A 22,212-nucleotide genomic window follows, 5' to 3' on the forward strand; every position below is an offset into this window, starting at 1 on the left:
CACAGGGCTCCGGGAAGACGCCCGTCCTCGGCGGGAGGCCGGGTGACCCGGCTCGGGGCCGGCTGACCGGGCTCAGGTTCGTGTGACCAGGCTCAGGGCCGGTTTACCGGCTCGGCGCTGGTTGACCGGGCTCAGGTTCGTGTGACCGGGCTCGGAGCCGGTTGACCGGGCTCAGGTTCGTGTCACCGGGCTCGGATCGGGTCTGCGGGTTCAGGGCTCGTCGCCGTCGGGGAGTGTGCTGTCGTCCTCGACGACGTGCACGGCGGCCTCCTCCGCTCCGGCGGCTCCCGCGTCGACGCCCTTGTCGGCGGCGATCTCTTCCTTGGTGGTGTCGGTGTGCGCGCCCTCGTCCGGGGCCACCAGGCGGCCGGCGCGGACCGTGCCCGCCTCCGGGTCGACGGGCTCCCCCTGGCCTCCGGGCAGGTCGCCGACATCGTCGCCCTCCGGCTCCCCCACGTCGGGCCGCTCCTGGGCCAGCCGCTGGTCCAGGCTCTCACCGTCGTGCTGTTCAGAGGCCGTGGTGCCGTACTTCTCGACACCGAGCGGCTTCTCGGGCGGGGAGTACCCCTCGTCCAGGGTGTCGTCGTACGTCCGCTCGTCCACCGCGTCCTGCATGTCCAGCGGCGCGGCGTCCTCCTGCTCCTCGCTGCTCCCGGTGGGCTGGTAGGCGTCGTCGGCCATCGGATCGGTGCTCACGGGTCCTCCTTCGCGGCGACTCGGTGTCGGAGTGTCGCGATCCGCGTTTCCCGCCGCGGCCGGTCCAATCGCCCGGCCTGGATTCCTCGCCCGGCCGTGAGGTAGCGCTTCGGGCCGCCGGCAGGCCCCCGGACGAGCCGGCCGTCAGGCCGCCAGCAGTCCGCGGCCGAGCCAGTCGGAGGAGTTCCGCACCCCGGGCAGCACGAAGAAGTAGCCACCGCCGGTCGGGGAGATGTAGTCGACGAGGGGTTCGTCGATCAGCCGGGTCTGGGTGGCCTCGAACTGGCGGACGACATCCTGCTGGTAGCAGCAGAAGACCAGGCCCATGTCGAGGTTCCCGACGGAGTCGACGCCCCGGTCGTAGTTGTAGCCGCGGCGCAGCAGACGGGAGGCGTCGGTGGCGGCGGTGCGCGGGTTGGCCAGCCGGATGTGGGCGTCCAGCGGGATCGCCGTGCCGTGCGGGTCCTTCGCGTAGTTCGGGGTGTCGCTCTCCTTGGCGCCGTCCAGCGGGGCGCCGGTGTCCTTGCGGCGGCCGAACATCTTCTCCTGCTCGGTCAGCGACACCCGGTCCCAGAACTCCACCAGCATCCGGATGATCCGGATCACCTGGTAGCTGCCGCCGCTCGCCCAGGCCGGCTCGCCCTGGCCGTCGCCCACCCAGATCAGACGGTTCGCCTCGCGGGCCGAGGTGACGTCCGGGTTGGCGATGCCGTCCTTGAAGCCGAGGAGGTTGCGCTGGGCCCCGGTGGGCCGGGGGGTGTTCTGGAAGCCGTCGATGCGCCACTTGATCTGCATGGCGCCGCGGGTGTGACGGGCGATGTCGCGCAGCGCGTGCAGCACCGTGTCCTGCCGGTCCGCGCAGATCTGCAGGGACAGGTCCCCGTGGCACTCGGCGGCCCGGAGGGCGTCGTTGGGGAAGGTGCGCATCGGGGTGAGCCGGCGCGGCCTGGCCTTGGCGAGCCCGTATCGGTCGTCGAAGAGGGAGGCGCCGACGCCGACGGTGACGGTGAGGGCGTCGGCGGGGACCGCGGGACCGAGGATGCCGTTGTCGGAGGGCGGGGCGCCGACGCCCAGGTCGGTGGGGGTGCCGCCGGCGGTGAGGAAGCGGGCCCGCTCGGTGATGGTCCTGAGCAGGTCGGCGAGTTCGTCCCGGCTGTCGGCGATGACGTCGAAGGAGACGAAGGTCGCGGCGGCCTGCGCGGGGGTGACGACCCCCGCCTGGTGGGCGCCGTGGAAGGGGATCTTCGCCGCGTCGGCGGTGTCCGCGGCCTGCGCCTCGGCGGTGCCGCTCTGGCCCAGTGCGAAGCCGCCCCCGGCCAGGACCGCTCCGGCGGCCCCGGCGCCCAGGGCGGTCCTGACGAAGGTGCGGCGGCCGTGACCGGCGGGACAGCCGCCCTGCGGGGCGGACGTTTCGACGGACGGCATGGAGCGGTTCCCTTCGGTACGTGCGGCGGTCTCGAACGCCCTGGACATCCCGGATGTCCCGGCCCGCCCGGGCGTGTGGGGGCGTGGTGCGGTCATCAGGCGGACTTCCGGATCTCCAGCAGGTCCGGCACGGGGGCGAGGTCTTCCAGGAGCTGACCGGTGGCCCCGTCGAGGTGGGCCCGCGTGGTCGTGTCGAGCCGGTCCACTGGGGTCCAGGAGTCACCGTGGTGGGCGGCGTCGAGCAGCTTCTGCAGCCGGGTGATGTCGGTGTCCACGGTCGGCAGCAGGTGCGGGGCGCGACTGGTCAGCAGCGGCCTCAGCACGGTGAGCAGTTCGCGGGTGCCGGCGAGGTCGGCGTCGGTGGTGGCCAGCTCCGTGCCGCTGCCCTGGTCGGCGTCGCCGGTGAGCTCGAACTGCAGCGTGTTCTCGAGGATCTCGTGGGCGCGCAGCGGCAGGTCGCCCGGGTCGAAGGCCTGGGTGGGGAAGGCCTTGCGCAGGCCGGCCGCGTCGGCGGCGAGCTGCCGGGCCGGGGCCTTGAGGCGGTCCGCGCTCTGGCCGTGCCAGAGGCCGTACTCGATGCGGTGGAAGCCGGTGAAGTCCTTGTCGCCGACTCCGCCGGGCAGGCCGTCCGGTCGGCCGTTGATCTTCTTGTCGTAGTCCTCGAAGGTGCCGTAGGCGGCGCCGAGGGAGGCGTAGGTGCGGTGGGCGGTCAGCCAGTCGGTGCGGGCCGTGTCGAGGTGGCCGCCCTGGATGTCGTCGTTCAGCTTGCGGGTCTGGGCGGTGAGGGTGGCCAGGCCCGCGTCGACGTACTTCCTGTACTGCGCGAGCGGGGCGGCGAGGTCCTGCTCGGACACGGGGACGACCGCCGTGGCCGCTCCGCCGCCGCCGACCCGTACGGCCCTGGAGGTGACGGCCGTGCCGCCCGTGGGCACGCAGCGCCAGGCGTAGCTGCCGCCGGCGACGGTGGCGACGAGGTCACGCGTGGTGCCGGGGGCCAGTCCCTCTATCTCGCCGTAGACCGCGCTCGTGGCCGGGTCGATCAGGTACACCTCGGAGGTCTTGGACCCGGTGTTGTGCATCTGGAAGGTCTGCCGTCCCGGCTCGGGAGCGGCAAAGCCCTTGCCGCACTCGGTCTCGGAGACGGCGACGGTCTGCGCCCCGGCGGGCTTGGGCCAGCCCAGGGCGACGACGAGTCCCGCCACCACCGCGGGCACCGCCACGACGGCCACGGGGACGACCCACGCGGGACGACGGCGGGGCGCGGGCGCGGCAGCGGAGGCGCCCGGCGCGGCGGGGGCGGCCGGCTGCTTCGACTCGGCCGAGGGTTCGGGCTCGGCGTGAGCCGCGGCCCCCGCCCCGGCCTGGGGCTCGGGCTGGGGCTCGGGCTCGGCCCGGCGTTCGGTTTCGGCCCGCGGTTCGGGCTGGGTCTGCGGCTTCGGTGCGGAGGCGGTCCGCCGCGCGGTCGCCGTGGCGCGTACGCCGCGGACGAACAGGGTCATCACCACGGCGAGGTAGCCGACGTAGGCGACCACCTGCAGCCAGGTCATCGTCGGGGTCAGGTTGAACACGCCCTGGACGAGGGTGCTGTACCAGGAGCCCGCGTCGACGCCGCCGCTCAGGTCGACGGCGTACGCCGCCCTGCCGGGCAGCGCTCCGCCCTCCTGGAGGTCGCGCAGGCCGTAGCCGAGGACGCCGGCCGCGATCACGATGAGCACGACGCCCGTGGCGGTGAAGAACTTGGTGAGATTGATCCTCAGCACCCGCCGGTAAAGGCCCCAGCACAGCCCGGCCGCGAGGACGAGACCGATGCCGGCGCCCGTCATGGGCCCGGCGGACTCCCCGGCCGCGCGGGCGGTGGTCCACAGGAACAGGGCCGTCTCCAGGCCCTCGCGGCCCACCGCGAGGAAGGAGGTGAGGACCAGCACGCCCGCGCCCATGCCGAGCGCGCCGGTCACCTTCTCCTTGATCTCGCCGGACAGGCTGCGGGCCGAACGGCGCATCCAGAACACCATCGCGGTGACGAACGCGACCGCCACCACGCTGAGGGCGCCGCCGAAGGCCTCCTGCGCGGTGGCGGAGAGCGAGGCGGCGGTGAAGGTGAGCACCGCGCCGAAGCTCAGCGCGAGCGCGACGGCCGCCAGGACACCGGTCCAGACCTGAGGCAGTCTGGCCTTGGCACCGGCCCGGACCAGGGTCGCGACCAGGATGGAGACGATGAGTCCGCCTTCGAGCCCCTCTCGCAGTCCGATCAGGAAGCTCGGAAACGCGTCGTCCCACATGCCGTGCGGCCCTCCCCGGCACGCCGCCCCGGCCACCGTGGGACCGAGTTAGAGAAGGCATGCCTTACTTCGCGACCCATCATGACTACAGCCATGTAGTCGGCCGGTCATGGAGTGGTAATGGCGAGGCAAAAGTCGGCACGCCCGGCGAACGCATGGCGCACGGATGCGTGCAGAGTGGTCGATTCGCCCTTCTGCGCCCGCATTCACCCGGCGGCGCGATCACGGGAACGCCGCGTGGATGATTTTCGTCTACAGTTCCGTAGACGGTCTACAGATGTGTAGTCACTCGGCGGGCGCGGTCCCACGCGTCCGCCGACCCGACGGAAAGGGCCCGCGACGATGATCGCTCCCCTGTACCTGTCGTCGCAGCTCGCGGTCAATGTGCTGGACGCTCAGTCACTACTGGCCGCCTTCGGCGTGCTCGGCGTCGGCGTGGTGATGTTCGCCGAGACCGGGCTGCTCATCGGCTTCTTCCTGCCGGGCGACTCGCTGCTGTTCACCGCGGGCCTGCTGTGCACGGGCTCGGCCGACCGGGGCGTGAAGCTGTCGCTGGCCCCGTTGCTGCTCGCCGCCGTCGTGGGAGCGCTCGCCGGTTCGCAGTGCGGTTATCTGCTGGGCCGCAAGGCGGGCGGCGCCCTGCTCACCCGCAGCCGCTCCCCCCGGCTGCACGAGGGAGCGCGGCGCGCGGAGGAACTCCTGGAGCGGTACGGCTTCGCGAAGGCGATCGTGCTGGCGCGCTTCGTTCCGGTGGTGCGCACGGTGCTCAACCCCATGGCGGGCGCCCTGGGGGTGCCGGTCCGGACGTTCACGGTGTGGCAGGTCGCCGGCGGTCTCGCCTGGAGCGTCGGCCTCACCCTGGCGGGGTACGCGCTCGGCTCGTCGGTCCCGAACATCGACAAGTATCTGCTGCCCGTGATCGCGCTGATCGTCGTCGTGTCGCTGATCCCGCTCGCCGCCGAGGTCCTGCGTTCCCGCCGCGCGAAGGCGAAGGAGGCACGCGGATGACACTCGCCCTGCCGGGTATGACGCCGCTTGCCATCTCGGGTCCGTCGGTCGACGGCTCCCTCTACGCGGACGTGGTGGGCCTGGCCGGCCGCTCCCCCGGATGGTTCGACGACACGGTCGAGATATGGTCCGCGTACGGCCTCGCCGTCTTCGCCGTGCTCATGCTGGTGGGCTGGTGGCGGGCGCGCCGGGTGGGCGCCGAGGCGGCGGTGACCGCTCTGGCCGTGCCCGTCGTGGTGGTCGTCGCCTACGCCGTCAACGCGCTGGTGAAGTCCGCCGTGCACGAGGTGCGGCCCTGCCGCGCGCTGCACGCGATCACGCTGGAGGCCTGTCCGGCGCGCACCGACTGGTCCTTCCCGAGCAACCACGCCGCGATCGCCGCGGCGGCCGCGGTCGCCCTGTTCTTCGTCTCCCGCCGGCTCGGCGTGATCGGCTCCCTGGTCGCCGCCGCGATGGCGGCCTCCCGGGTGTGGGTCGGCGTGCACTATCCGCACGACGTGGCGGCCGGGATCGTGGTCGGCGGTCTGGTGGCCTTCGTCCTGATGAGGGTGCTGCTGCGCAGGCCCGAGGGGCTGGCCCGCCGCATCACGGCCACCCGGCTGCGGCCGCTGCTGACGTCATGAGCCGGCAGATGGGACACATGCGGCAGATGCGGCACGTACGGCCGACGGACGCCGCGGAGCTGGCCGGCAGCACCGGGCTCGGCGCGTGGGCGGCGTTCGCCGTGATCAGCTTCGTCGTCGGCGGCCGGGGCACACCGTTGTCGGTCGACGAGAACCTGCTGTCCTGGTCCGTCGGCCACCGCCCGGATGTGGCGGTGGCCGTGGCGCGCGGGCTGACCTCGACCGGCACGGGTGTCGTGCCGTACGTGCTGGTCGTGCTGGCTGGGATCGTCGTCGGCCGCACGGCACGGCAGCGTACGGTCGCGGCGGCCCTCGGCGTCGCCTGCCTGGCCCTGGGCCAGGCCGTGCGGTACGGCGTCATGGAGCTGGTGGCCCGACCGCGACCGCCCCAGCAGGACTGGGCGACGTACGCCTCGGGCTGGGCGTTCCCCTCCGGGCACACCACCACATCGGCGCTGACCGCCGGGCTGCTGATCCTCGCGGTGGCCGTGCGCGCCCCGCGCGGCCGGACGGCGCTCTGTCTCGTCGCCGGATGCTGGGGCGCGCTGGTAGGCCTGACCCGGGTGTATCTCGGGGTGCACTGGTTCACCGACGTGCTCGGCGGCTGGCTCTTCGCCGCCGGCTGGCTCGGCATGTGGCTGTGCGCGGCAGCCCGATGGCTGCCCGGGCACGTCGTGGCCGGCTTGAGGACGCGGCCCGGAGGACCCGCGGACGATTCCGTGCCCGGAGAACCTCCTGGGGATCCGAGGGAATCAGACTCTGCGTGACGTGGTCACGCTCTGCGTGTCGTGTCGTGTCGTGACGCGGCACGGCCGTCAGGGGGTGGCGCCCGACGCGAGAGGGGCGCGGCGCGTCGCAGCACAGCCCGGCGCGGTCGCGTACGGCACGTCCCGCCCGCACGGCCGGACGCAGCACCGCGCAACCCCACCGCCGCCTCTCACACCGCCCGTCGGCGGATCAGGGCGCTCAGCACCAGGAGGCCGGGGACGAGCGGCAGCCAGACGGTCAGGAGGCGGTAGCCGAGGACGGCGGACGCGGCACCGGTGGCCGGGGCGCCACCCGTGGTCAGGGCGAAGGCCAGTGCGGCGTCCAGGGAGCCGAGGCCGCCGGGGGTGGGCAGCAGGGCGGCGGCGCTGCTCGCCGCGAGGTAGAGCAGGGCGACCCGGGCCGCAGACAGTGGCAGCTCGACGGCCTGGGCGACGGCGGCCACCACCAGCGAGTGCGCCGCGGCGAAGGCGAGCGAGCCGCCCCACAGGGCGACGGCCCGGTGCGGCCGGGAGTGCACGGCCCTGATGTCGGCGAGCACCGCCGCCACGGCCGGCCCGCACCGGGACCACAGCGGCCCGCGCAGCAGCACCGTCAGCAGCACGACGGCGGCCAGGACAGCGGCCACGGCCATGGCCGGGACGTGCGGGATCCGCAGGACGCCGGGGCAGGCCGCGGCCAGGACGGCGATCAGTACGACGCGGGCGAGGACACCGGCGGTGGCCTTGACCGCCAGCGCACTCGCCGAACGGCCGGCGGTCAGTCCGCAGCGCATCAGGAAGCGCAGGTTGACCGCGCCGGCCCCGATGCCGGCGGGCAGGACGTGGTTGGCGGCGGAGGCCGCGAACTGCGCGGCGACGAGCCGGCCGCCGGGCAGCGGCTCGGCCACCGCGCCCTGCTGGGCGAGGGCCGAACACGCCCAGGTGGCGACTGCGGCCGTCGCGGCCACCAGCAGCCACCCCTGGTCCGCGTCGGCGAGCCTGCCGGCGCCGGTCTCGAGCACGGGCCAGTGGCGCCGACCGAGGTACGCCGCGCACAGCAGGACGGCGAGCGTGGCCCCGGTGTGCAACCAGGCACGGCCACGCAGGACGGACGTGGCGGTGAGGAGCGGGGAGGTCATGTGCCGGTGCCCTTCTGCGCCGTCGGCGCGACGTACAGGCGCAGGTCGCCGAACCGATGGACGGGCCAGGTGCGGGCGTACGCGGGTGGGGAGCCGTTCGCGGTGGTGAGGGTGGCGACCGGAATCCGCCGGGCGGTCTCCTCGATGATCGCCCGGGTCGAGTTGGCGTTGTGGCCGTCGACCGCGGCGGAGTCGCAGCCGGTGTAGAAGGCGATCGGGATGGCCTCCTCGCCGGTGAGCAGGCACGGTGGGCGTACCCCGAGGCGGTGCAGCAGGGCGGCGGTGCGGTCCCAGTCGACGCGGTCGGCCGTGGTCCGGCCGACGGTGTGGGTGAGGACGGCGAGTTGGACCGCCAGGTGGAGCGCCAGTCCGAGGACGACCAGGGTCAGGGCGACCGGCCGCCGGCTGCCGCCCGGCCCGCGCACGAGGTGGGCGAGGGCGTCGGCGACCGGGATCGCGACCAGGGCGTAGGCGGGCAGCAGGAAGCGGGGCGCCGCGTACCCGATCATGAAGAGGTACGGGAAGGCAGCCGTGGCGCCACAGGCCAGCGCGACCAGTGTGGGCAGGGTGCGCCGGGCCCGGCGGGCCAGGAGGAGGCCCAGCAGGGCGAGCAGTGGCAGGACGTACCACCAGGCGGTGACCAACGGGTTCGGAACTTCGCCCGTGCAGGGGCGGCACAGGGCCCGCCCGCCCAGGCTGCGCAACTGGTCGACCACGGCGAGGTGCCAGCCGAGGCCGCCCTGTATGGCGGAGCCGTCGGAGAGGCGTTGCATCAGGCCGCCGTAGCTGACGTAGGCCTCGATCACCCACTCGGCGGAGCCTGCGACCAGTCCGGCGATCAGGGCGGCGAGCGGTCTCCACCGGCGTCGCAGCAGGGCGAGGGCCAGCAGCGGGAGCACCGCCCAGACGGCGTCCATCGGCCGCATCCACGCCATGAGGGTGGATCCGCCGACCAGGCCCCACAGCGCCGCGCGGTCGTCTCGGTCCGCGTAGGCGCGCACGAAGCAGCCGGCACAGGCGAGGGCGCCGACGGCGACCCAGTAGTTGGGCATGGCCTGCGGGCCGTAGAACAGCGTCACCCACAGGGAGGCGAACAGGGCGCCGGCCAGGGCGAGGACACGGGCGGGGAACAGGTTCCGCCAGACGCGCAGAGCGAGGTACAGGGCGAGGCCGGACAGGAGGGCGAGGTACACGCGCAGCAGGGCGGTGGACGACGACCAGGAGGCGATCGGGGCCACCAGCAGCGGCACGCCGCGGGCGCGGGGGGCGCTGAAGAAGGCCGCCGGCGCGTGCGAGCTGACCTGACTGACGTAGACGGTCTCGTCCCAGCCCAGGCCCATGCCGGGGCGGACGAGGAGGAGTTGGGCCAGGGTGAAGGCGGCAGCCACCGCTGCCAGGGGGACGTCCGGGCGGGAACGCAGGGCGCGGCCCAAGCCGGGCGCTGGTCCGGGTCGCCGGGTACCGGCGAGTATGGCGTGCGTGCTGTCGGCCATCTCCACCCCTCACCCCTACGCGCTGTAGGGTTCTGGCTCCCCAGTCTGCGGTATCGATGCAGGAGTCGGGTAAGACGTCGGGGAATCGTCGGGAAAGCGTCGAGAAAAAGTCAGGGGACATCGAAGGACTCGGGAAGACCAGGAAGAGCAAGAAAACAGATCACAAAGGAGAAACAAGGGACAAACTAACCCGCGTCGGGGCGCTCCGCCGGGCGGGACACCGCCGGACGCCTGACATCACTACGCGCTGTAAGGTTGAGGGCATGGCTGGGAGAGGGCCTCATGGCAGGACGGAACGGCGCAGCTCGGGCGAGTTGGAGAGTGAGGTCCTCGCGACGTTGTGGTCGACGGAACGGCCGCTGACACCGGCCGAGATCCAGCTGGAGATCGGCGGTGACCTGGCCTACAACACCGTGCACACCATCCTCAAACGGCTGTACGACAAGGGCTTGGTGCTGCGCGAGGTCGACGGGCGGCGGGGCGCGTACCGGCCTGCGAAGAACGCCGCGGAGCTGACCGCCCAGGCCATGCACGAGGCCCTGGACCGGGGGCCCGATCCGATCGCCGCCCTGCAGCAGTTCGTGACCGGGCTGAGCCCTGAGGAGGAGCGGGCCCTGCGCGAACTGCTCACCGGGGGCCCAGTATGACGATCGACGTCTACATCCCCCTGGCGCTGTCGCTGCTGCTCGCCGCGATCAGCCCGGCGGTCGGCCGACGGGTGGCTCCCGCGCTCGCCGCGCGGGCCCTGACGGCCGCCGCGGTGGTGACGGCGGCGGCCACGGTCTGGTCACTCGTCCTGCTGACCGTCACCCTGGTCGACGACACCCCGCCGGTCGTCGCCGAGGCCCGGGCCGACGGCCGGTCGCTCGTGGTGCCGGTGCCCGAGGCGATCGGGGTCGTCGCCTGTCTGGCCCTCGCCGCCGTCGCCCACCGGCTGTGGCGCGCCGTCCGGGCCGAGCACGGCACGCGCCGGGCGCTGCGACGGCTGAGCGAGGGGCACCCCCGGGACACCGAGCTGATCGTCGCCGCGTCGCCCGTGCCGCAGGCGTTCGCGATCCCCGGCTCCCCCGGCCGGATCCTGGTCACCGCAGGGATGCTCGGCGCGCTGCGGCCGGTGGAGCGCCGGGTGCTGCTCGCCCACGAACGCGCCCATCTGACGCACCGCCACGCGCTGCTGGTGACCGCGGCGACGCTGGCCGCGGCGGCCAATCCGCTACTCTCCCCGGTGCGGGCCACAGTCGTCTTCCTCGTCGAGCGCTGGGCGGACGAGCGGGCCGCGGCAGCGGTCGGTGACCGCGCCACCACCGCCCGCGCACTGGCCCGGGCGGCGCTCACCGCGGGGCGGGCGAAGCCGTCCTGCGCGCTGCACTTCACCGACCGCGCCGTCACCCGCCGGGTCGCCGCGCTCCAGTCCGCCCCGCCCCCGCACCTGCGGTCCGTCGCCGTGGCCGTCCTCGCCCTGGGCGCCCTGCCGGCGCTGGGCGCCGCCGACGCCACCGGCGACCTGCTGCGGCTGCTGAGCCACGTCCTGCCCCACTGACAGTCCTGCCTCACTGACAGTCCTGCCTCACCGGCAGACCCTCGCCAAGGACTCCGGCGGACGTCCGGCCGCCGGGCCGCGAGCCGTGGGCTGTGGGCCGGTCCGTCACCGGATGTTCGGCACTTTCATCCGCCACTGCGGCAGCCGGGGCCACCGCCGGAGGCACACCGACCGCTACGACAGCCGAGCCCACCGCCAGAGGCACCCCGACCGCCACCGCAGCCGGGGCCACCGTCAGAGGCCCCCGACCGCCCCGACCGCCGAACCCTCCGACTAAGGGATCCGGACCGCCCGGCAGCCGAGCCCGCCGGCAGAGGTACGGCGGCCTGCGCGGCGGCCGCGCCGATCGGCGCGTGTGTGAGCCGATCGGCGCGTGCGCGAGCCGACGCCGGTACCGCACGGCCCCCTGCCGGCGCGCAAGCCGGCCCCGTCAGCGGACGTTCGGCTTGCGGTGCGGGGGCTGTTCCGGGGCCGGACGGTGCTTCGGCGGCGGAACCGGGCGGCACGTGGTCGCGTTCGGTTCGAGCCTGAGCTCCTCGCCGTGGTGGCGGACCGTCAGCGGCGGTCCGGACAGCAGCGCGTAGGTGGCGCTCTGCTGGGTGAACTCCACGCGCAGCCGACGGCCGCGGAAGAGCATGGAGAAGGCGAGGCGGCTGAACTTCTCCGGCAGGCGCGGCGCGAACTCCAGCGATTCGCCGAACCGGCGGGTGCCGCCGAAGCCCATCACGAGCGCCAACCAGGTGCCGGCCAGCGACGCGATGTGCAGTCCGTCGCGCGTGTTGTGCTCCAGGTCCTCCAGGTCCATCAGGGCGGCCTCGGCCGCGTAGTCGTAGGCGAGCCGCAGGTGGCCCGTCTGCGCGGCGATGACCGCCTGCACGGACGCCGACAGCGACGAGTCCCGGACGGTCAGCGGCTCGTAGTAGGCGAAGTTTCGAGCGATGTGCTCCTCGTCGAACTCGGCGCTGCAGGCGTACATCGCCAGCACCAGGTCGGCCTGCTTGATCACCTGCTTGCGGTAGATGTCGAAGTAGGGGAAGTGCAGCATCAGCGGGTACTGGTCGGCGCGGGTGTTGGCGAAGTCCCAGTGCTGGTAGCGGGTGAAGCCCGCGTGCTGCTCGTGCACCCGCAGTTCGGCGTTGTAGGGGATGTGCATGGCCTCGGCGGCGTCCCGCCAGGCGGCGCTCTCCTCGTCGTCGGCGCCGAGCCGCTCCGCCTCCTTCGGGTACCGCTCGACGACGTCGGCGGCGTCGAGCAGGTTCGCCCGGGCCATCAGGTTGGTGTAGATGTTGTCGTCGGCGATCGCGCTGTACTCGTCGGGGCCGGTGACGCCGTCGATGTGGAAGGTGCCCCGGTGGTCGTGGTGGCCGAGCGAGCGCCACAGCCGCGCGGTCTCCACCAGCAGTTCGATCCCGGTCTCGCGCTCGAAGTCCTCGTCGCCCGTCGCCGCCACGTAGCGCACCACGGCGTGCGCGATGTCGGCGTTCACGTGGAAGGCGGCCGTGCCGGCCGGCCAGTACGCCGACCCCTCCTCGCCCCCGATGGTCCGCCAGGGGAACGCCGCGCCGCGCAGCCCCAGCTGGGCGGCGCGCTCCCGGGCGGCGGGCAGGGTGTTCTGCCGCCAGCGCAGTGCCTCGGCCACGGCGTCCGGGGAGGTGTACGTCAGCAGCGGCAGCACGAACATCTCGGTGTCCCAGAAGGCGTGCCCGTCGTAGCCCGAGCCGGTCAGCCCCTTCGCCGGGATCGCCCGCTCCTCGGCGCGGGCACCGGCCTGCAGCACGTGGAAGAGGGCGAAGCGGACGGCCTGCTGGATCTCCTCGTCGCCGTCGACCTCGACGTCCGCGCTCGCCCAGAAGTCGTCGAGGTACGCCCGCTGGTCCTCGACCAGGCCCGCCCAGCCGTCGTGCGCGGCGGCCGCCAGGGCCGCGTCCACCTGGTCGCTCATCGCCGGCAGGGAGCGCGTGCCGGACCAGCCGTGGGCGACGAGCTTGTCCACGCGCAGCTTCTGCCCCGGGCCCAGGACGGCGGCGACCGTCAACCGGGCCAGGTCCGGGCGGCTCTCGCTGCTGGTCGTAGTGCGCTCGGGACCGGAGACGACGTGGTCCGCGGCCACGGCCACACGCAGTCCGCTGTTACGGGTGCAGTGGACCAGGCGCAGCCGGTTGTCGCGGGCGAAGTCCTCCTCCGGCTGCAGCGGTGCCTCGAGGGCCATCGCCGCGCGCGGGTCGCCCTTGGTCTGCGGCAACTGCTCGTTGGCGACGAGTTCGGACTGGATGACCACACGCGTCTGGCAGTCGACCGCCTCCACCTCGTAGGAGACCGCGCCGATGGACCGCTGGGTGAGGGAGATCATCCGGGTGGAGCGCACCCGGATCCGGGTGCCGGCGGGCGAGCACCAGTCGCAGGTCCGCTCCAGGACCCCCCGGCGCAGGTCGAGCACGCGCTCGTGCGAGACGAGCCGGCCGTAGCGAAGGTCGAACGGCTCGTCGTCGACGAGCAGCCGCAAGACCTTGCCGTTGGTGATGTTGATGACGGTCTGACCCGACTCCGGGTAGCCGTAGCCCGCCTCGGCGTACGGCAGCGGGTGGACCTCGTGGACGCCGTTGAGGTAGGAGCCGGGCAGGCCGTGCGGTTCGCCCTCGTCGAGGTTGCCGCGCCAGCCGACGTGGCCGTTGGACAGCGCGAAGACGGACTCGCTCTGGGCCAGCACGTCCAGGCTGAGGTCCGTCTCGCGCACGGTCCAGGGCTCCACCGCGTACGAACCGTGGGTGATCACGCGGCACCTCCCTTTCCGGCGAGGAGCTCGGCCAGGTCCTTGACCACCACGTCGGCGCCGTGCGCGTACAGCGCGTCGGTCTGGCCCACGCGGTCGACGCCGACCACGTATCCGAAGTGGCCCGAGCGGCCCGCGTCCATGCCGGCCAGCGCGTCCTCGAAGACGGTGGCCTGCTTGGCGTCGACACCGAGGTCCTGGGCGGCGGCGAGGAAGGTGTCCGGGTGCGGTTTGCCGGGCAGCCTGCGCTCGCGCGCGACCACTCCGTCGATCCTGACGTCGAAGAGCCGTTCGGCGTCGATCGAGCGCAGCACGTCCAGGGTGTTGGCGCTGGAGGAGACGATCGCCGTCTTCAGGCCCTCGGCCCGGACCGCCTCGATGTAGCGCAGGGTTCCCTCGTAGGCTTCCACACCTTCTGTACGGATTTTCTGCAGAACGAGTTCATTCTTCCGGTTGCCGACCCCGTTGACCGTCTGCGCGTCGGGCGGGTCGTCGGGACTGCCCTCGGGCAGTTCGATGCCCCGCGATGCGAGGAAGGTGCGCACCCCGTCGGCGCGGGGGCGCCCGTCGACGTACTCGTCGTAGTCCGCGACCGCGTCGAAGGGCCGGAAGTCCGCGCCCTCCCGCTCGCGCAGGAACGCGTCGAACGTCTCCTTCCAGGCGGCCGCGTGCACCACGGCCGTCTTGGTGACGACCCCGTCGAGGTCGAAGAGGCAGGCCAGGATTGTCTGGGGCAGACCGAGCTCTGTCATACAGGCACCCTTCCCCACATCGCGGGCTCGAGAGGGTGTCACGTGCCACATCGGACGTACTTTCCGACAACTATCCGACCATCAGATGCCCTCCGCGCGAGGGGATGCGGGCCGACCGGGTGACACACTGTGGCCTGTGCCGCCGACCTTCCACGAACTCCTCGTCCGGGCCCGGTCCCTCACCCGCGACGGGCACCGCGCCATCCTCGGCATCGCGGGCAGCCCCGGCGCGGGCAAGTCGACGCTCGCCGAGCATCTGGTGCGGGCGCTGAACGGCGCGGGCGAACCATGGGTCGCGCACGTCCCGATGGACGGCTTCCACCTCGCCGACGCCGAACTCGACCGCCTCGGCCGCCGGGACCGCAAGGGCGCGCCGGACACGTTCGACGCGGCGGGGTACGCGGCGCTGCTGCGCCGGCTGCGGGAGGAGTACGAGCACGCGGCGGCGGACGGCGGCGAGACGGTGTACGCGCCGGGCTTCGAGCGGGTCCTGGAGCAGCCGGTCGCGGGCGCGATCCCGGTGGCGCCGTCCGTCCGGCTGGTCGTGACGGAGGGCAACTACCTGCTGCTGGACACCGGCGCCTGGGCGCGGGTGCGGCCGCAGCTGGACGAGGTGTGGTTCTGTGAGCTCGACGAGCGGGAGCGGGTCCGCCGTCTCGTCGCCCGCCACGAGGAGTTCGGCAAGGACCACGAGCAGGCGGTCGCCTGGGTTCTGGGCACCGACCAGCGCAACGCGGACCTGGTGGCGGCGACCCGCGAACGCGCGGACCTGGTCGTGCCCGAAACGGCCCTGCCGGACCCGGGTGGGACGCGAGCACCGGGCTCCGGTGCGCTGCCTCTTCGCGGGACGGGGTGAACTCCCGCCGGGCGAGGCCCGTACCGATGTGTACGGCGGAGGGTCTGCCGGTGCGAGTCCTGGAGCGGTGACACGGCGGATGACGGCGGGCGAGCAGCACATGGCCCTGGCTCCCGGGCCCCTCGGCGGTGACGCGCCCCCGGAGGCGTCCGCCGGGCCGCCGAGCGCGCCCGGGGGCGCGGCGGCGCGTGCGTACGGCCGGCTGCGGCCGCACCGTCGGTGGCTGGTGCCGCTCGCCGTCGTGCTGCTGCTGGCGCAGATGGCCGTCGCGATGGTCACGGCGGCGGCCGAGCAGACCCCCACCATCGACGAGCCCGTGTACGTCGGCACGGCCGCCGTCTACCTCCACGAGCACAGCCTGGCTTACAACCCCGAACACCCGCCGCTCGGCAAGTTGCTGATCGCGGTGGGGGTCGCCGCCGCCGGCCCGCACCTCGACGCCTCGTTCACCGGCGACCAGGGGCGGCTCGGGCGGCATCTGCTCTACGAGTCGGGCAACGACCCGTGGCGGCTGATGCTGTGGGCCCGGCTGCCGGTGATCGTCGTGACACTGCTGTTCGGGCTGGTGGTGTTCGCGTTCGCCAGGGAGCTCGCCGGCGCCATGGGCGCGCTGGTGGCCCTCACCCTCTACGCGTTCTCACCCGATCTGATCGCGCACGGCTCGCTGGCCACGCTGGACGTGCCCGCGGCGGGCTTCGTGCTGACCTCGGCGTGGCTGCTGTGGCGGGCACGGCGGCGGCCCGGACCGTACGTGCCCCTGGCGGGCGCGGCGCTCGGGGCGGCCGTGGCGACCAAGATGAACTCGCTGCCGGCGGTGCCGGTGCTGCTGGCGCTCGCCGTCGCCTCGGCGTGGACGAGCCGCCGTCCCGCCGTCGGTGGTGCCGGCCGGACCCGCGCCGCCCGGGTCCTGGCCGTCGGGGCCACACGCGCCGCCGTCGCCGGAGCGGTCGCCATCGCCGTCGTATGGGCCTCCTACCTGGTCGTCGACCCTCAGCTGCGCCGGGCGTACCGGCAGCCGGTGCCGGCGGTGCACGGGCTGCGCGGGGCACTGGTCGATCTTCTGCCGTTCCCGCAGGCGTACCGCGACGGGATGCGGATCCAGTTCGGGTTCGAGACCCAGCCCTGGCAGGGGTTTCTGTTCGGGCACGTGTACACCGGTGCACGCTGGTACTACCTGCCGGTCGCGCTGCTGGTGAAGACGCCGCTCGGCCTGCTGGCCCTGTGGACCGCCGGGGCGGTCGCCCTGGTGGCCGTGCGGCGGCTGCGGCACGCGGCGCCGTACGTCCTCGCTCCGCCCGCGGTGCTGCTGGCCGCGGCGATGCACTCCTCGCGCGACTTCGGCACCCGGTACGCGCTGTTCCTGCCGATGTTCCTGGCCGTCGCCGCGGCCGGTGTGCTCGCCGCGCGCCGCACGCCGCGGTCGCTCGCCGGGGTGGGGGCGCTGGTGGTGTTCGTCACGGTCAGTTCGCTGGGGACGTTCCCGTACTACCTGCCCTACTCCAACGAGGCGTTCGGCGGGCCGGCGAGGACACATCTGCGGCTGCACGACTCCAACGTGGACTGGGGCCAGGACCTGGGCCGGCTCGCCGACCGGCTGCGCGCACGGTACCCGCGCGAACGGATCTGGCTGGTCTACAAGGGCAGCGGGGTTCCGTCCTTCTACGGCATCCACTCGGCCGACCCGCGCGCGGTGCCCGAGGAGCGGGTGCACGGGTTGCTGGTGGTGTCGGACTCCGCCGCCGCCAAGGCGAAGGGGCGGCTGGCCGCGCTGATCGGGACCAGCCGCCCGGTCGACGAGGTCGGTCACTCGATCACGATCTACCGGCGTTGAACACGCATCCGCGGGTGCGCGGCCTTCCGGCGGTGAGCGAAATGCCGGGTGCGTGGCCGGTTGTGGCCGCTCAGGCCCTGGTCATGACAGTGAGTGAGCTATGTTGAACCCCTGTGGGAGACAATGAAGGCGCCTCGGCGCCATCGCCGCAGCAGGCCCGGGCACAGGCGTCCGCGATCACCTCGGGAAAGACGGTGCCCCAGGCGGAGGCCGCGCCGACGTCCCAGCTCAGAGAGCTCTTCGACGGGCCCCAGCTGTCTCCCGGGCAGCGTCGCATCGCCCAGTACCTGATCGAGAACATCGCCGAGGCGGCCTTTCTGTCGATCACCGAGCTCGCGGACCGGGTCGGGGTCAGTCAGCCGTCCGTGACGCGCTTCGCCGGCGCGGTCGGGTTCAGCGGTTACCCCGCGCTGCGCGAGAGGCTCCAGTCCATCGCGCTCCGGACGCTCGCGGGCGGGCCGGGTACTGCGGAGGAGAACCGGGGCAACGAGCTCCAGGCGGCGGTCGACGCCGAGATCGAGAACCTGGAGAACCTGCGCCGGGACTTCGCCGACCCCGACCGCGTGATCGCCGTGGGCCGCGAGCTGTCGCGGTCGGCCCCGCTGACCGTGCTCGGGCTGCGCATCTCGGTCTCGCTCGCCGAGTACTTCGCCTACGCCGCCCGGCGGATCCATCCCGACGTGCGGCTGGTCACCCTCGGCGGGAGCGTCGCCTACGACGCGCTGCTGCAGTCCCGCGAGGCGGGCGGCACCTGGGTGCTGGCCTTCTCCATGCCCCGGCACGCGCACGAGACCCTCACCGCCGTCCGGGTCGCCCGCAGCGCCGGGCTCAAGGTGGCCCTGATCACCGATCTGGCGCTGGGACCGGTGGCCGACGAGGCGGACGTCACCTTCGCCACCGGGACCGGTTCCCGCCTGGTCTTCGACTCCTACGCCGCGGCCGGTGTCATGTGCGCGGCCCTGCTCCAGGCCATGACCGACGCCGACCCGGAGCGGACCCAGGCGCGGCTGGAGGAGTACGAGCAGCTCGCGGACCAGCACCAGTTCTTCCTCAAGGACTGAGCGGGACCCGCACCCGCGGAGGGAGTGTGCCGCCCCGCCGGGCCGCGCAGCCGGTCCGAAGATCCGTACAGCCGCGGAGCCGGTCGGGAAGTCCGCCGGGCGGGCATCGGTCGGGAAGTCCGCCCGAGCACCGGGTGAGAAATCCGCCGGAACACGAGTCGGCGGACTGGTCGGAACGTATGGGGAGCTTGCCGCCCAAAGCAGGCATGAATGTTTTCATACGTCTTGCAAAGCGGATGGCATATATAAATACTGCTCACGGATCGCGGTCGGCCCACTCCGGGCGCGTTCCACGGGGCGTCCGGCCGGGCACCGCCCGCGCGAGCGCCCGTGGCGGCCCCGGTCATCCCCTAGGCCGGGGTCGCCTCGCCCTCGTCGGAGCACCCTTCACGACGCCGCAGACCGGAAGCGATGATCATGCCTGTGACGACCATGCGCACCAGCCCGGACTGGCCCTGCCAGGTCAAGGCCCCCGGCAGCTACGACTGGGAGCGCTCGGCGACCAGGTGGCTGCGCGAGCTGGTGCCCGCCCGCTACGGCAGCTACCCCGCGCTGGTGCGCCACCCCGTGCTGCTCGCCCGCCACGCGCAGATCCAGGTCCAGCAGGAGATCCGGGTGGCCCGCACCGCCCTGCAGACCGCGCGCGCCGACCTGCCCCGGCTCGGCATGCCCGAGTCAGTCATCGAACACACGATCAAGCTGTACGCCGCGGAGCTGACGCAGCTCCAGCACATCGCGCGCAGTGTCCGTGCGGTGTCGCAGGCGCTGGTGGAGCGCGGCGGCGCCCGCTGAAGAACAGTCTTGATCGATTTCTCGTACGAATCCGGACCGAGAAGTCTGTGATCGGACCGCTCATCATGTGCGATGCTCGTCGCGTGACCAGCGAATCTGGGTTCTCCGTGGAGGCCGGCACCGCCCCCGACATGGCGGCGCTGGCAAAGGTCGTGGCCAGGCAGCGGGCCGAGATGGACCGGCTGCAGGAGCAGGCCGCGACCTCTGCCGTGGTCGAGCGGGCCAAGGGAGCCCTGATGGCGCTGACCGGCTGCTCCCCGGAGGCGGCGCACGACGATCTGCTCCAGCGGGCCAAGGCCGCGGGCCGGACGCTGGTGGAGGAGTGCTGGATCACGCTCGGCACCCTGGTGACCCCGCCGGGCCACCACGTCGGCGGCACGGCTGAGGTCTCCCCCGCGGTCCCTCCCGCCGACCCGGCCGACGAGGGCGTGCGGGGCCTGGTGCGGCCGCCGGCCGCCAGTCCCGAGCACCCGGCGGCGCCGCAGAGCAGCGACTCCGCGGTCCTCGCGGCCCTCGGCCGGGCCCTCGTCCGTGCCGGCACTCCGCACGACCTCGCCCACTGCCTGCGGGAGCACCTCGCCGAGCCCGTCGGGACGGACGCGGTGATGCTCTACCGGCGGCTCCCCGCCGGGGGCCTGGAGCTGATGGGACACGCCGGTGTCGACGACACGCTGGCGGACCAGTGGCGGCACGTGCCGCCGCTCAGCGGGGTCGCCGCGCTGGACGCATTGGACACCGGTGAGCCGCGCTGGCTGGAGAACCTCGCGGAGGACAGCGAGCGGTACCTGCTGATCGGCGACCCGGTCGAGCGGTGGCCGTCGCGTGCCTGGCTGCCGGTGGTCGGTGGAAGCCAGGCCCATGTGGCGATAGGCGTGTTCCGCTCCCGCGGCGGGCCGTTCACCGCGCACACCCGGGAACTGCTGCGCGGCGCCGCCCGGCTGTGCGCGGGCCGGCTGCGCGCCTTCGACGCCCGGCCCGAGCACCTCGCGCAGGGCGCCCCCGACGCGGTCCACAATCTGTTCGAGGCGCTGCCCGGCACCACCGTGCTGCTCACCCCGTTGCGGTCGGCCTCGGGCGACGTCGAGGACTACCGCATCGACGCAGCCACCCCGCAGACCGTCGACGTGAGCGGGCGCGGCGGACGGGAGCTCACCGGGCTCAGGATCCTCGAGTGCTGGCCGGCCGTGGCCGAGGAGCCGCTGTGGCAGGGCTGGCTCGGCGCTCTGGAGACCGGTGAGCCCTACGAGAGCGAGCCGTACGTGCAGCAGGAACTCGTGGCCGGTGCCCAGGAGTTGTCCACGTACTCGGTGCGGGCCGCCCGCGTGGGCGACGGTCTGCTGGTCACCTGGCTGCGCCAGGACTCCTCCGACCGGCAGGAGCAGCGCCTGGCGGACCTCCAGCGCCTCGGCCGTCTCGGCTGGGCCACCTGGAACCTGGTCACCCGTGAGGCCGTCTGGTCGTCCCAGGCATACGCGCTGTGCGACCGCGACCCCGTCCACGGCCCGCTGCGGCTGGAGGAGCTGCGGGAGCTGGCCCTGCCGGACGACGAAGCCGTGATCGCCACCGCCGTGCGGGAACTGCTCACCGAGGGCAAGCCGTTCGACGTGCCGTTCCGGATCAGGACGACGTCCGGCGTGCGGCATCTGCGGGCCGTCGCCGAGGCCGTACCGGACCATGAGGGCACACCGGTCCAGGTCCACGGCTTCGTGCAGGACCTCACCGCGCAGCGCAGCGCGGAACTCGCCCTGGTGGACAGCGAACGGGCCATGCTGGCGCAGCACGGGATCCTGCAGGCCGAGCGGATGCTGGCCGGCCGGCTCCAGCACGCGCTGCTGCCGCTGCCACGCCGGCCCGTGCGCCTCGCCGGGCTGCGCGTCGACCTCGCCTACCTGCCCGCCGAGTCCGGGGTCCACGTCGGCGGCGACTGGTTCAGCGCGATCGAACTCCCGGACGAGGATGCGCTGTTCGTGGTCGGTGACGTCGCCGGGCACGGCATCGACGCGGTGGCCACCATGGCCCAGCTGCGGTTCACCGCCAAGGGCATGATCTTCACGGGCTCCTCGCTGACCGGCGCGCTCGCCCGGCTGAACACGCTGCTGCTGCACTCCCGCGACGCCCACGGCACCGCGACCATGGTGCTGGCGCGATACCAGCCGGAGGAGCACAGGCTCGTATGGGCCCAGGCGGGCCATCTGCCACCGCTGCTGCTGCGCGGGGGCGAGGCCCGATATCTGGAACGTCCGCGGGGGATGCTGCTGGGGGCGGCCGAGTCCCCGGTGTTCGAGGAGGCCGAGTGCCGGCTGGAGCCGGGAGACCGGCTGCTGCTCTACACCGACGGGCTGGTGGAGCGGCCCGGCGAGGGCATACAGCTGGGCCTGGAGCGGCTCGCCGAGGCCGCCACCGCCCACCGCACGGACGCGCCTGGTTCCCTCGGCCCGCTGATGGCGACGATGCTGGAGGGCGAACGGCGGGACGACGTCTGCATCCTGGACATCCGCGTGCCGACCGAACCGGCGTAGCCGGAGCCGGCTTCGGGTCGGCGGGGTGAGGCGGTTCAGTCCACCGGATGGCCCGGTGTGATGGCGACCGCGTCCGTCAGGCGCAGCAACGGGCCGCGCCCTCCGCCCTGTTCGCCGTCCCCGGCCCGTCCCCCGGACTCCACGGGATCGAGCACGAAGCCGACATGGTCCCCGCCGTCGGCCCGCAGCACGATCCGGCCGATGAACCAGGCGGGCGCGTCGTCGAGCACGACGGCCCCGTCCTGCCGCCGGGTGCAGGGCACGTGCGCGAACTTGTCCACCCCGTCGTCGCCGGTGCTGCCGCCGAAGAGGACGGCGAGAGCGTGCTGGTCCCGGGTCAGCAGGTGCACCGCGAGCCGGTCCGCCCGCTCGGCCACCCGGAAGGTGCGGTTCACCTTGGACAGCCACACCACGAAGCGCAGCGGGCTGATGGAGCACTGCGAGGCGAACCCGACCAGGCAGCCCGCCCGCTCCCCGCCCGCCGCGGCCGTCACCACGTACATCTCGGGGTCGAGCCGTTCCAGGAACGCGTCCACGCCCGTCATACCGTAGCCCTCCGTCCGCCGCTGGGTGCCGCCGTGCGGTCGGTCCCTCCGGTCCGCGTACCCGCCTGAGGCATCGGCTCAGCACATCACGGCCACAGCCGCCCGTTCGGCCCCGCCCCTGTCCCCTATACACATCT

Annotated in this window: 18 protein-coding genes; 10 read left to right on the forward strand and 8 right to left on the reverse strand. The window is 73.4% G+C overall.

The features are described from left to right. Positions 1–210 precede the first annotated feature (210 nt). The 3 genes from BZY54_RS26980 to efeU form a co-directional block, all read right to left on the reverse strand. Complete coding sequence (locus BZY54_RS26980; protein WP_086727925.1) at positions 211–696, reverse strand: DUF5709 domain-containing protein; 486 nt, start codon at positions 694–696, stop codon at positions 211–213. Between the two features lie 144 nt (positions 697–840). Then, positions 841–2,121, reverse strand: a complete 1,281-nt coding sequence (efeB, locus tag BZY54_RS26985; RefSeq protein ID WP_086727943.1) for an iron uptake transporter deferrochelatase/peroxidase subunit — start codon at positions 2,119–2,121, stop codon at positions 841–843. Between the two features lie 95 nt (positions 2,122–2,216). Then, on the reverse strand, positions 2,217–4,400 hold the full coding sequence (gene efeU / locus BZY54_RS26990) for an iron uptake transporter permease EfeU (RefSeq protein WP_086727926.1): 2,184 nt from the start codon (positions 4,398–4,400) through the stop codon (positions 2,217–2,219). A 342-nt stretch (positions 4,401–4,742) separates the two neighbouring features. On the opposite strand from efeU, the gene BZY54_RS26995 reads away from it, so the two are divergent. The 3 genes from BZY54_RS26995 to BZY54_RS27005 are packed head-to-tail and all read left to right on the forward strand — an operon-like array spanning position 4,743 to position 6,798. Continuing rightward, complete coding sequence (locus BZY54_RS26995) at positions 4,743–5,408, forward strand: DedA family protein (protein WP_086727927.1); 666 nt, start codon at positions 4,743–4,745, stop codon at positions 5,406–5,408. Beyond that, entirely contained in the window at positions 5,405–6,031 is a 627-nt protein-coding gene (locus tag BZY54_RS27000) for a phosphatase PAP2 family protein (protein ID WP_244217350.1), read from the forward strand. Before BZY54_RS26995 ends, BZY54_RS27000 begins: the two co-directional genes overlap by 4 nt. Further along, positions 6,028–6,798, forward strand: a complete 771-nt coding sequence (locus tag BZY54_RS27005; RefSeq protein ID WP_244217351.1) for a phosphatase PAP2 family protein — start codon at positions 6,028–6,030, stop codon at positions 6,796–6,798. Before BZY54_RS27000 ends, BZY54_RS27005 begins: the two co-directional genes overlap by 4 nt. Before the next feature lie 170 nt (positions 6,799–6,968). Here the strand turns inward: BZY54_RS27005 and BZY54_RS27010 are convergent, their stop codons facing one another. Both BZY54_RS27010 and BZY54_RS27015 read right to left on the reverse strand, forming a co-directional pair. After that, positions 6,969–7,916, reverse strand: coding sequence for a lysylphosphatidylglycerol synthase domain-containing protein (locus tag BZY54_RS27010; protein WP_086727928.1), 948 nt, complete (start codon positions 7,914–7,916; stop codon positions 6,969–6,971). Next, the gene (locus BZY54_RS27015) at positions 7,913–9,409 is read right to left on the reverse strand and encodes a hypothetical protein (protein WP_086727946.1); all 1,497 of its coding nucleotides are present in this window, start codon (positions 9,407–9,409) and stop codon (positions 7,913–7,915) included. Before BZY54_RS27015 ends, BZY54_RS27010 begins: the two co-directional genes overlap by 4 nt. Positions 9,410–9,672: 263 nt before the next feature. On the opposite strand from BZY54_RS27015, the gene BZY54_RS27020 reads away from it, so the two are divergent. Both BZY54_RS27020 and BZY54_RS27025 read left to right on the forward strand, forming a co-directional pair. Continuing rightward, positions 9,673–10,056, forward strand: a complete 384-nt coding sequence (locus BZY54_RS27020; protein WP_086727929.1) for a BlaI/MecI/CopY family transcriptional regulator — start codon at positions 9,673–9,675, stop codon at positions 10,054–10,056. After that, positions 10,053–10,949, forward strand: a complete 897-nt coding sequence (locus BZY54_RS27025; RefSeq protein ID WP_086727930.1) for a M48 family metalloprotease — start codon at positions 10,053–10,055, stop codon at positions 10,947–10,949. Before BZY54_RS27020 ends, BZY54_RS27025 begins: the two co-directional genes overlap by 4 nt. Before the next feature lie 430 nt (positions 10,950–11,379). On the opposite strand, the gene BZY54_RS27030 is transcribed toward BZY54_RS27025, so the two are convergent. Together BZY54_RS27030 and BZY54_RS27035 are read right to left on the reverse strand one after the other, a co-directional pair. Further along, on the reverse strand, positions 11,380–13,722 hold the full coding sequence (locus tag BZY54_RS27030) for a glycoside hydrolase family 65 protein (protein WP_086727931.1): 2,343 nt from the start codon (positions 13,720–13,722) through the stop codon (positions 11,380–11,382). Then, positions 13,719–14,471 carry a beta-phosphoglucomutase family hydrolase gene (locus BZY54_RS27035; RefSeq protein ID WP_086727932.1) on the reverse strand — a complete coding sequence of 251 codons (753 nt, stop codon included), beginning with the start codon at positions 14,469–14,471 and terminating at the stop codon, positions 13,719–13,721. Before BZY54_RS27035 ends, BZY54_RS27030 begins: the two co-directional genes overlap by 4 nt. A gap of 136 nt (positions 14,472–14,607) precedes the next feature. Here BZY54_RS27035 and BZY54_RS27040 point away from each other — a divergent pair, with 136 nt between their 5' ends. The 5 genes from BZY54_RS27040 to BZY54_RS27060 all read left to right on the forward strand — a co-directional run bounded on the left by BZY54_RS27040 (position 14,608) and on the right by BZY54_RS27060 (position 21,530). Further along, positions 14,608–15,327 carry a nucleoside/nucleotide kinase family protein gene (locus BZY54_RS27040; RefSeq protein WP_086727933.1) on the forward strand — a complete coding sequence of 240 codons (720 nt, stop codon included), beginning with the start codon at positions 14,608–14,610 and terminating at the stop codon, positions 15,325–15,327. 79 nt (positions 15,328–15,406) lie between these two features. After that, the gene (locus BZY54_RS27045; RefSeq protein ID WP_086727934.1) at positions 15,407–17,158 is read left to right on the forward strand and encodes an ArnT family glycosyltransferase; all 1,752 of its coding nucleotides are present in this window, start codon (positions 15,407–15,409) and stop codon (positions 17,156–17,158) included. A 113-nt stretch (positions 17,159–17,271) separates the two neighbouring features. Continuing rightward, a complete protein-coding gene (locus tag BZY54_RS27050; RefSeq protein ID WP_086727935.1) occupies positions 17,272–18,219 on the forward strand; it encodes a MurR/RpiR family transcriptional regulator in 948 nt (315 codons plus the stop codon). 411 nt (positions 18,220–18,630) lie between these two features. Beyond that, positions 18,631–19,011 carry a hypothetical protein gene (locus BZY54_RS27055; RefSeq protein WP_208640777.1) on the forward strand — a complete coding sequence of 127 codons (381 nt, stop codon included), beginning with the start codon at positions 18,631–18,633 and terminating at the stop codon, positions 19,009–19,011. Between the two features lie 131 nt (positions 19,012–19,142). After that, entirely contained in the window at positions 19,143–21,530 is a 2,388-nt protein-coding gene (locus BZY54_RS27060; RefSeq protein ID WP_208640778.1) for a SpoIIE family protein phosphatase, read from the forward strand. Positions 21,531–21,565: 35 nt separating this feature from the next. Here BZY54_RS27060 and BZY54_RS27065 read toward each other — a convergent pair whose 3' ends face one another. Next, positions 21,566–22,075: a flavin reductase family protein gene (locus tag BZY54_RS27065; protein WP_086727937.1), complete on the reverse strand. Its 510-nt coding sequence runs from the start codon at positions 22,073–22,075 to the stop codon at positions 21,566–21,568. Positions 22,076–22,212 lie beyond the last annotated feature (137 nt).

The organism is Streptomyces carpinensis, assembly GCF_002154505.1.
GTDB lineage: Bacteria > Actinomycetota > Actinomycetes > Streptomycetales > Streptomycetaceae > Streptomyces > Streptomyces carpinensis.

Coding starts and splice junctions, on each gene's coding strand:
- efeB (WP_086727943.1), bottom strand. CDS start 2,121: ATGCCGTCCGTCGAAACGTCCGCCCCGCAGGGCGGCTGTCCCGCCGGT.
- efeU (WP_086727926.1), bottom strand. CDS start 4,400: ATGTGGGACGACGCGTTTCCGAGCTTCCTGATCGGACTGCGAGAGGGG.
- BZY54_RS26995 (WP_086727927.1), top strand. CDS start 4,743: ATGATCGCTCCCCTGTACCTGTCGTCGCAGCTCGCGGTCAATGTGCTG.
- BZY54_RS27000 (WP_244217350.1), top strand. CDS start 5,405: ATGACACTCGCCCTGCCGGGTATGACGCCGCTTGCCATCTCGGGTCCG.
- BZY54_RS27005 (WP_244217351.1), top strand. CDS start 6,028: ATGAGCCGGCAGATGGGACACATGCGGCAGATGCGGCACGTACGGCCG.
- BZY54_RS27010 (WP_086727928.1), bottom strand. CDS start 7,916: ATGACCTCCCCGCTCCTCACCGCCACGTCCGTCCTGCGTGGCCGTGCC.
- BZY54_RS27015 (WP_086727946.1), bottom strand. CDS start 9,409: ATGGCCGACAGCACGCACGCCATACTCGCCGGTACCCGGCGACCCGGA.
- BZY54_RS27020 (WP_086727929.1), top strand. CDS start 9,673: ATGGCTGGGAGAGGGCCTCATGGCAGGACGGAACGGCGCAGCTCGGGC.
- BZY54_RS27025 (WP_086727930.1), top strand. CDS start 10,053: ATGACGATCGACGTCTACATCCCCCTGGCGCTGTCGCTGCTGCTCGCC.
- BZY54_RS27035 (WP_086727932.1), bottom strand. CDS start 14,471: ATGACAGAGCTCGGTCTGCCCCAGACAATCCTGGCCTGCCTCTTCGAC.
- BZY54_RS27045 (WP_086727934.1), top strand. CDS start 15,407: ATGACGGCGGGCGAGCAGCACATGGCCCTGGCTCCCGGGCCCCTCGGC.
- BZY54_RS27055 (WP_208640777.1), top strand. CDS start 18,631: ATGATCATGCCTGTGACGACCATGCGCACCAGCCCGGACTGGCCCTGC.
- BZY54_RS27060 (WP_208640778.1), top strand. CDS start 19,143: ATGGCGGCGCTGGCAAAGGTCGTGGCCAGGCAGCGGGCCGAGATGGAC.
- BZY54_RS27065 (WP_086727937.1), bottom strand. CDS start 22,075: ATGACGGGCGTGGACGCGTTCCTGGAACGGCTCGACCCCGAGATGTAC.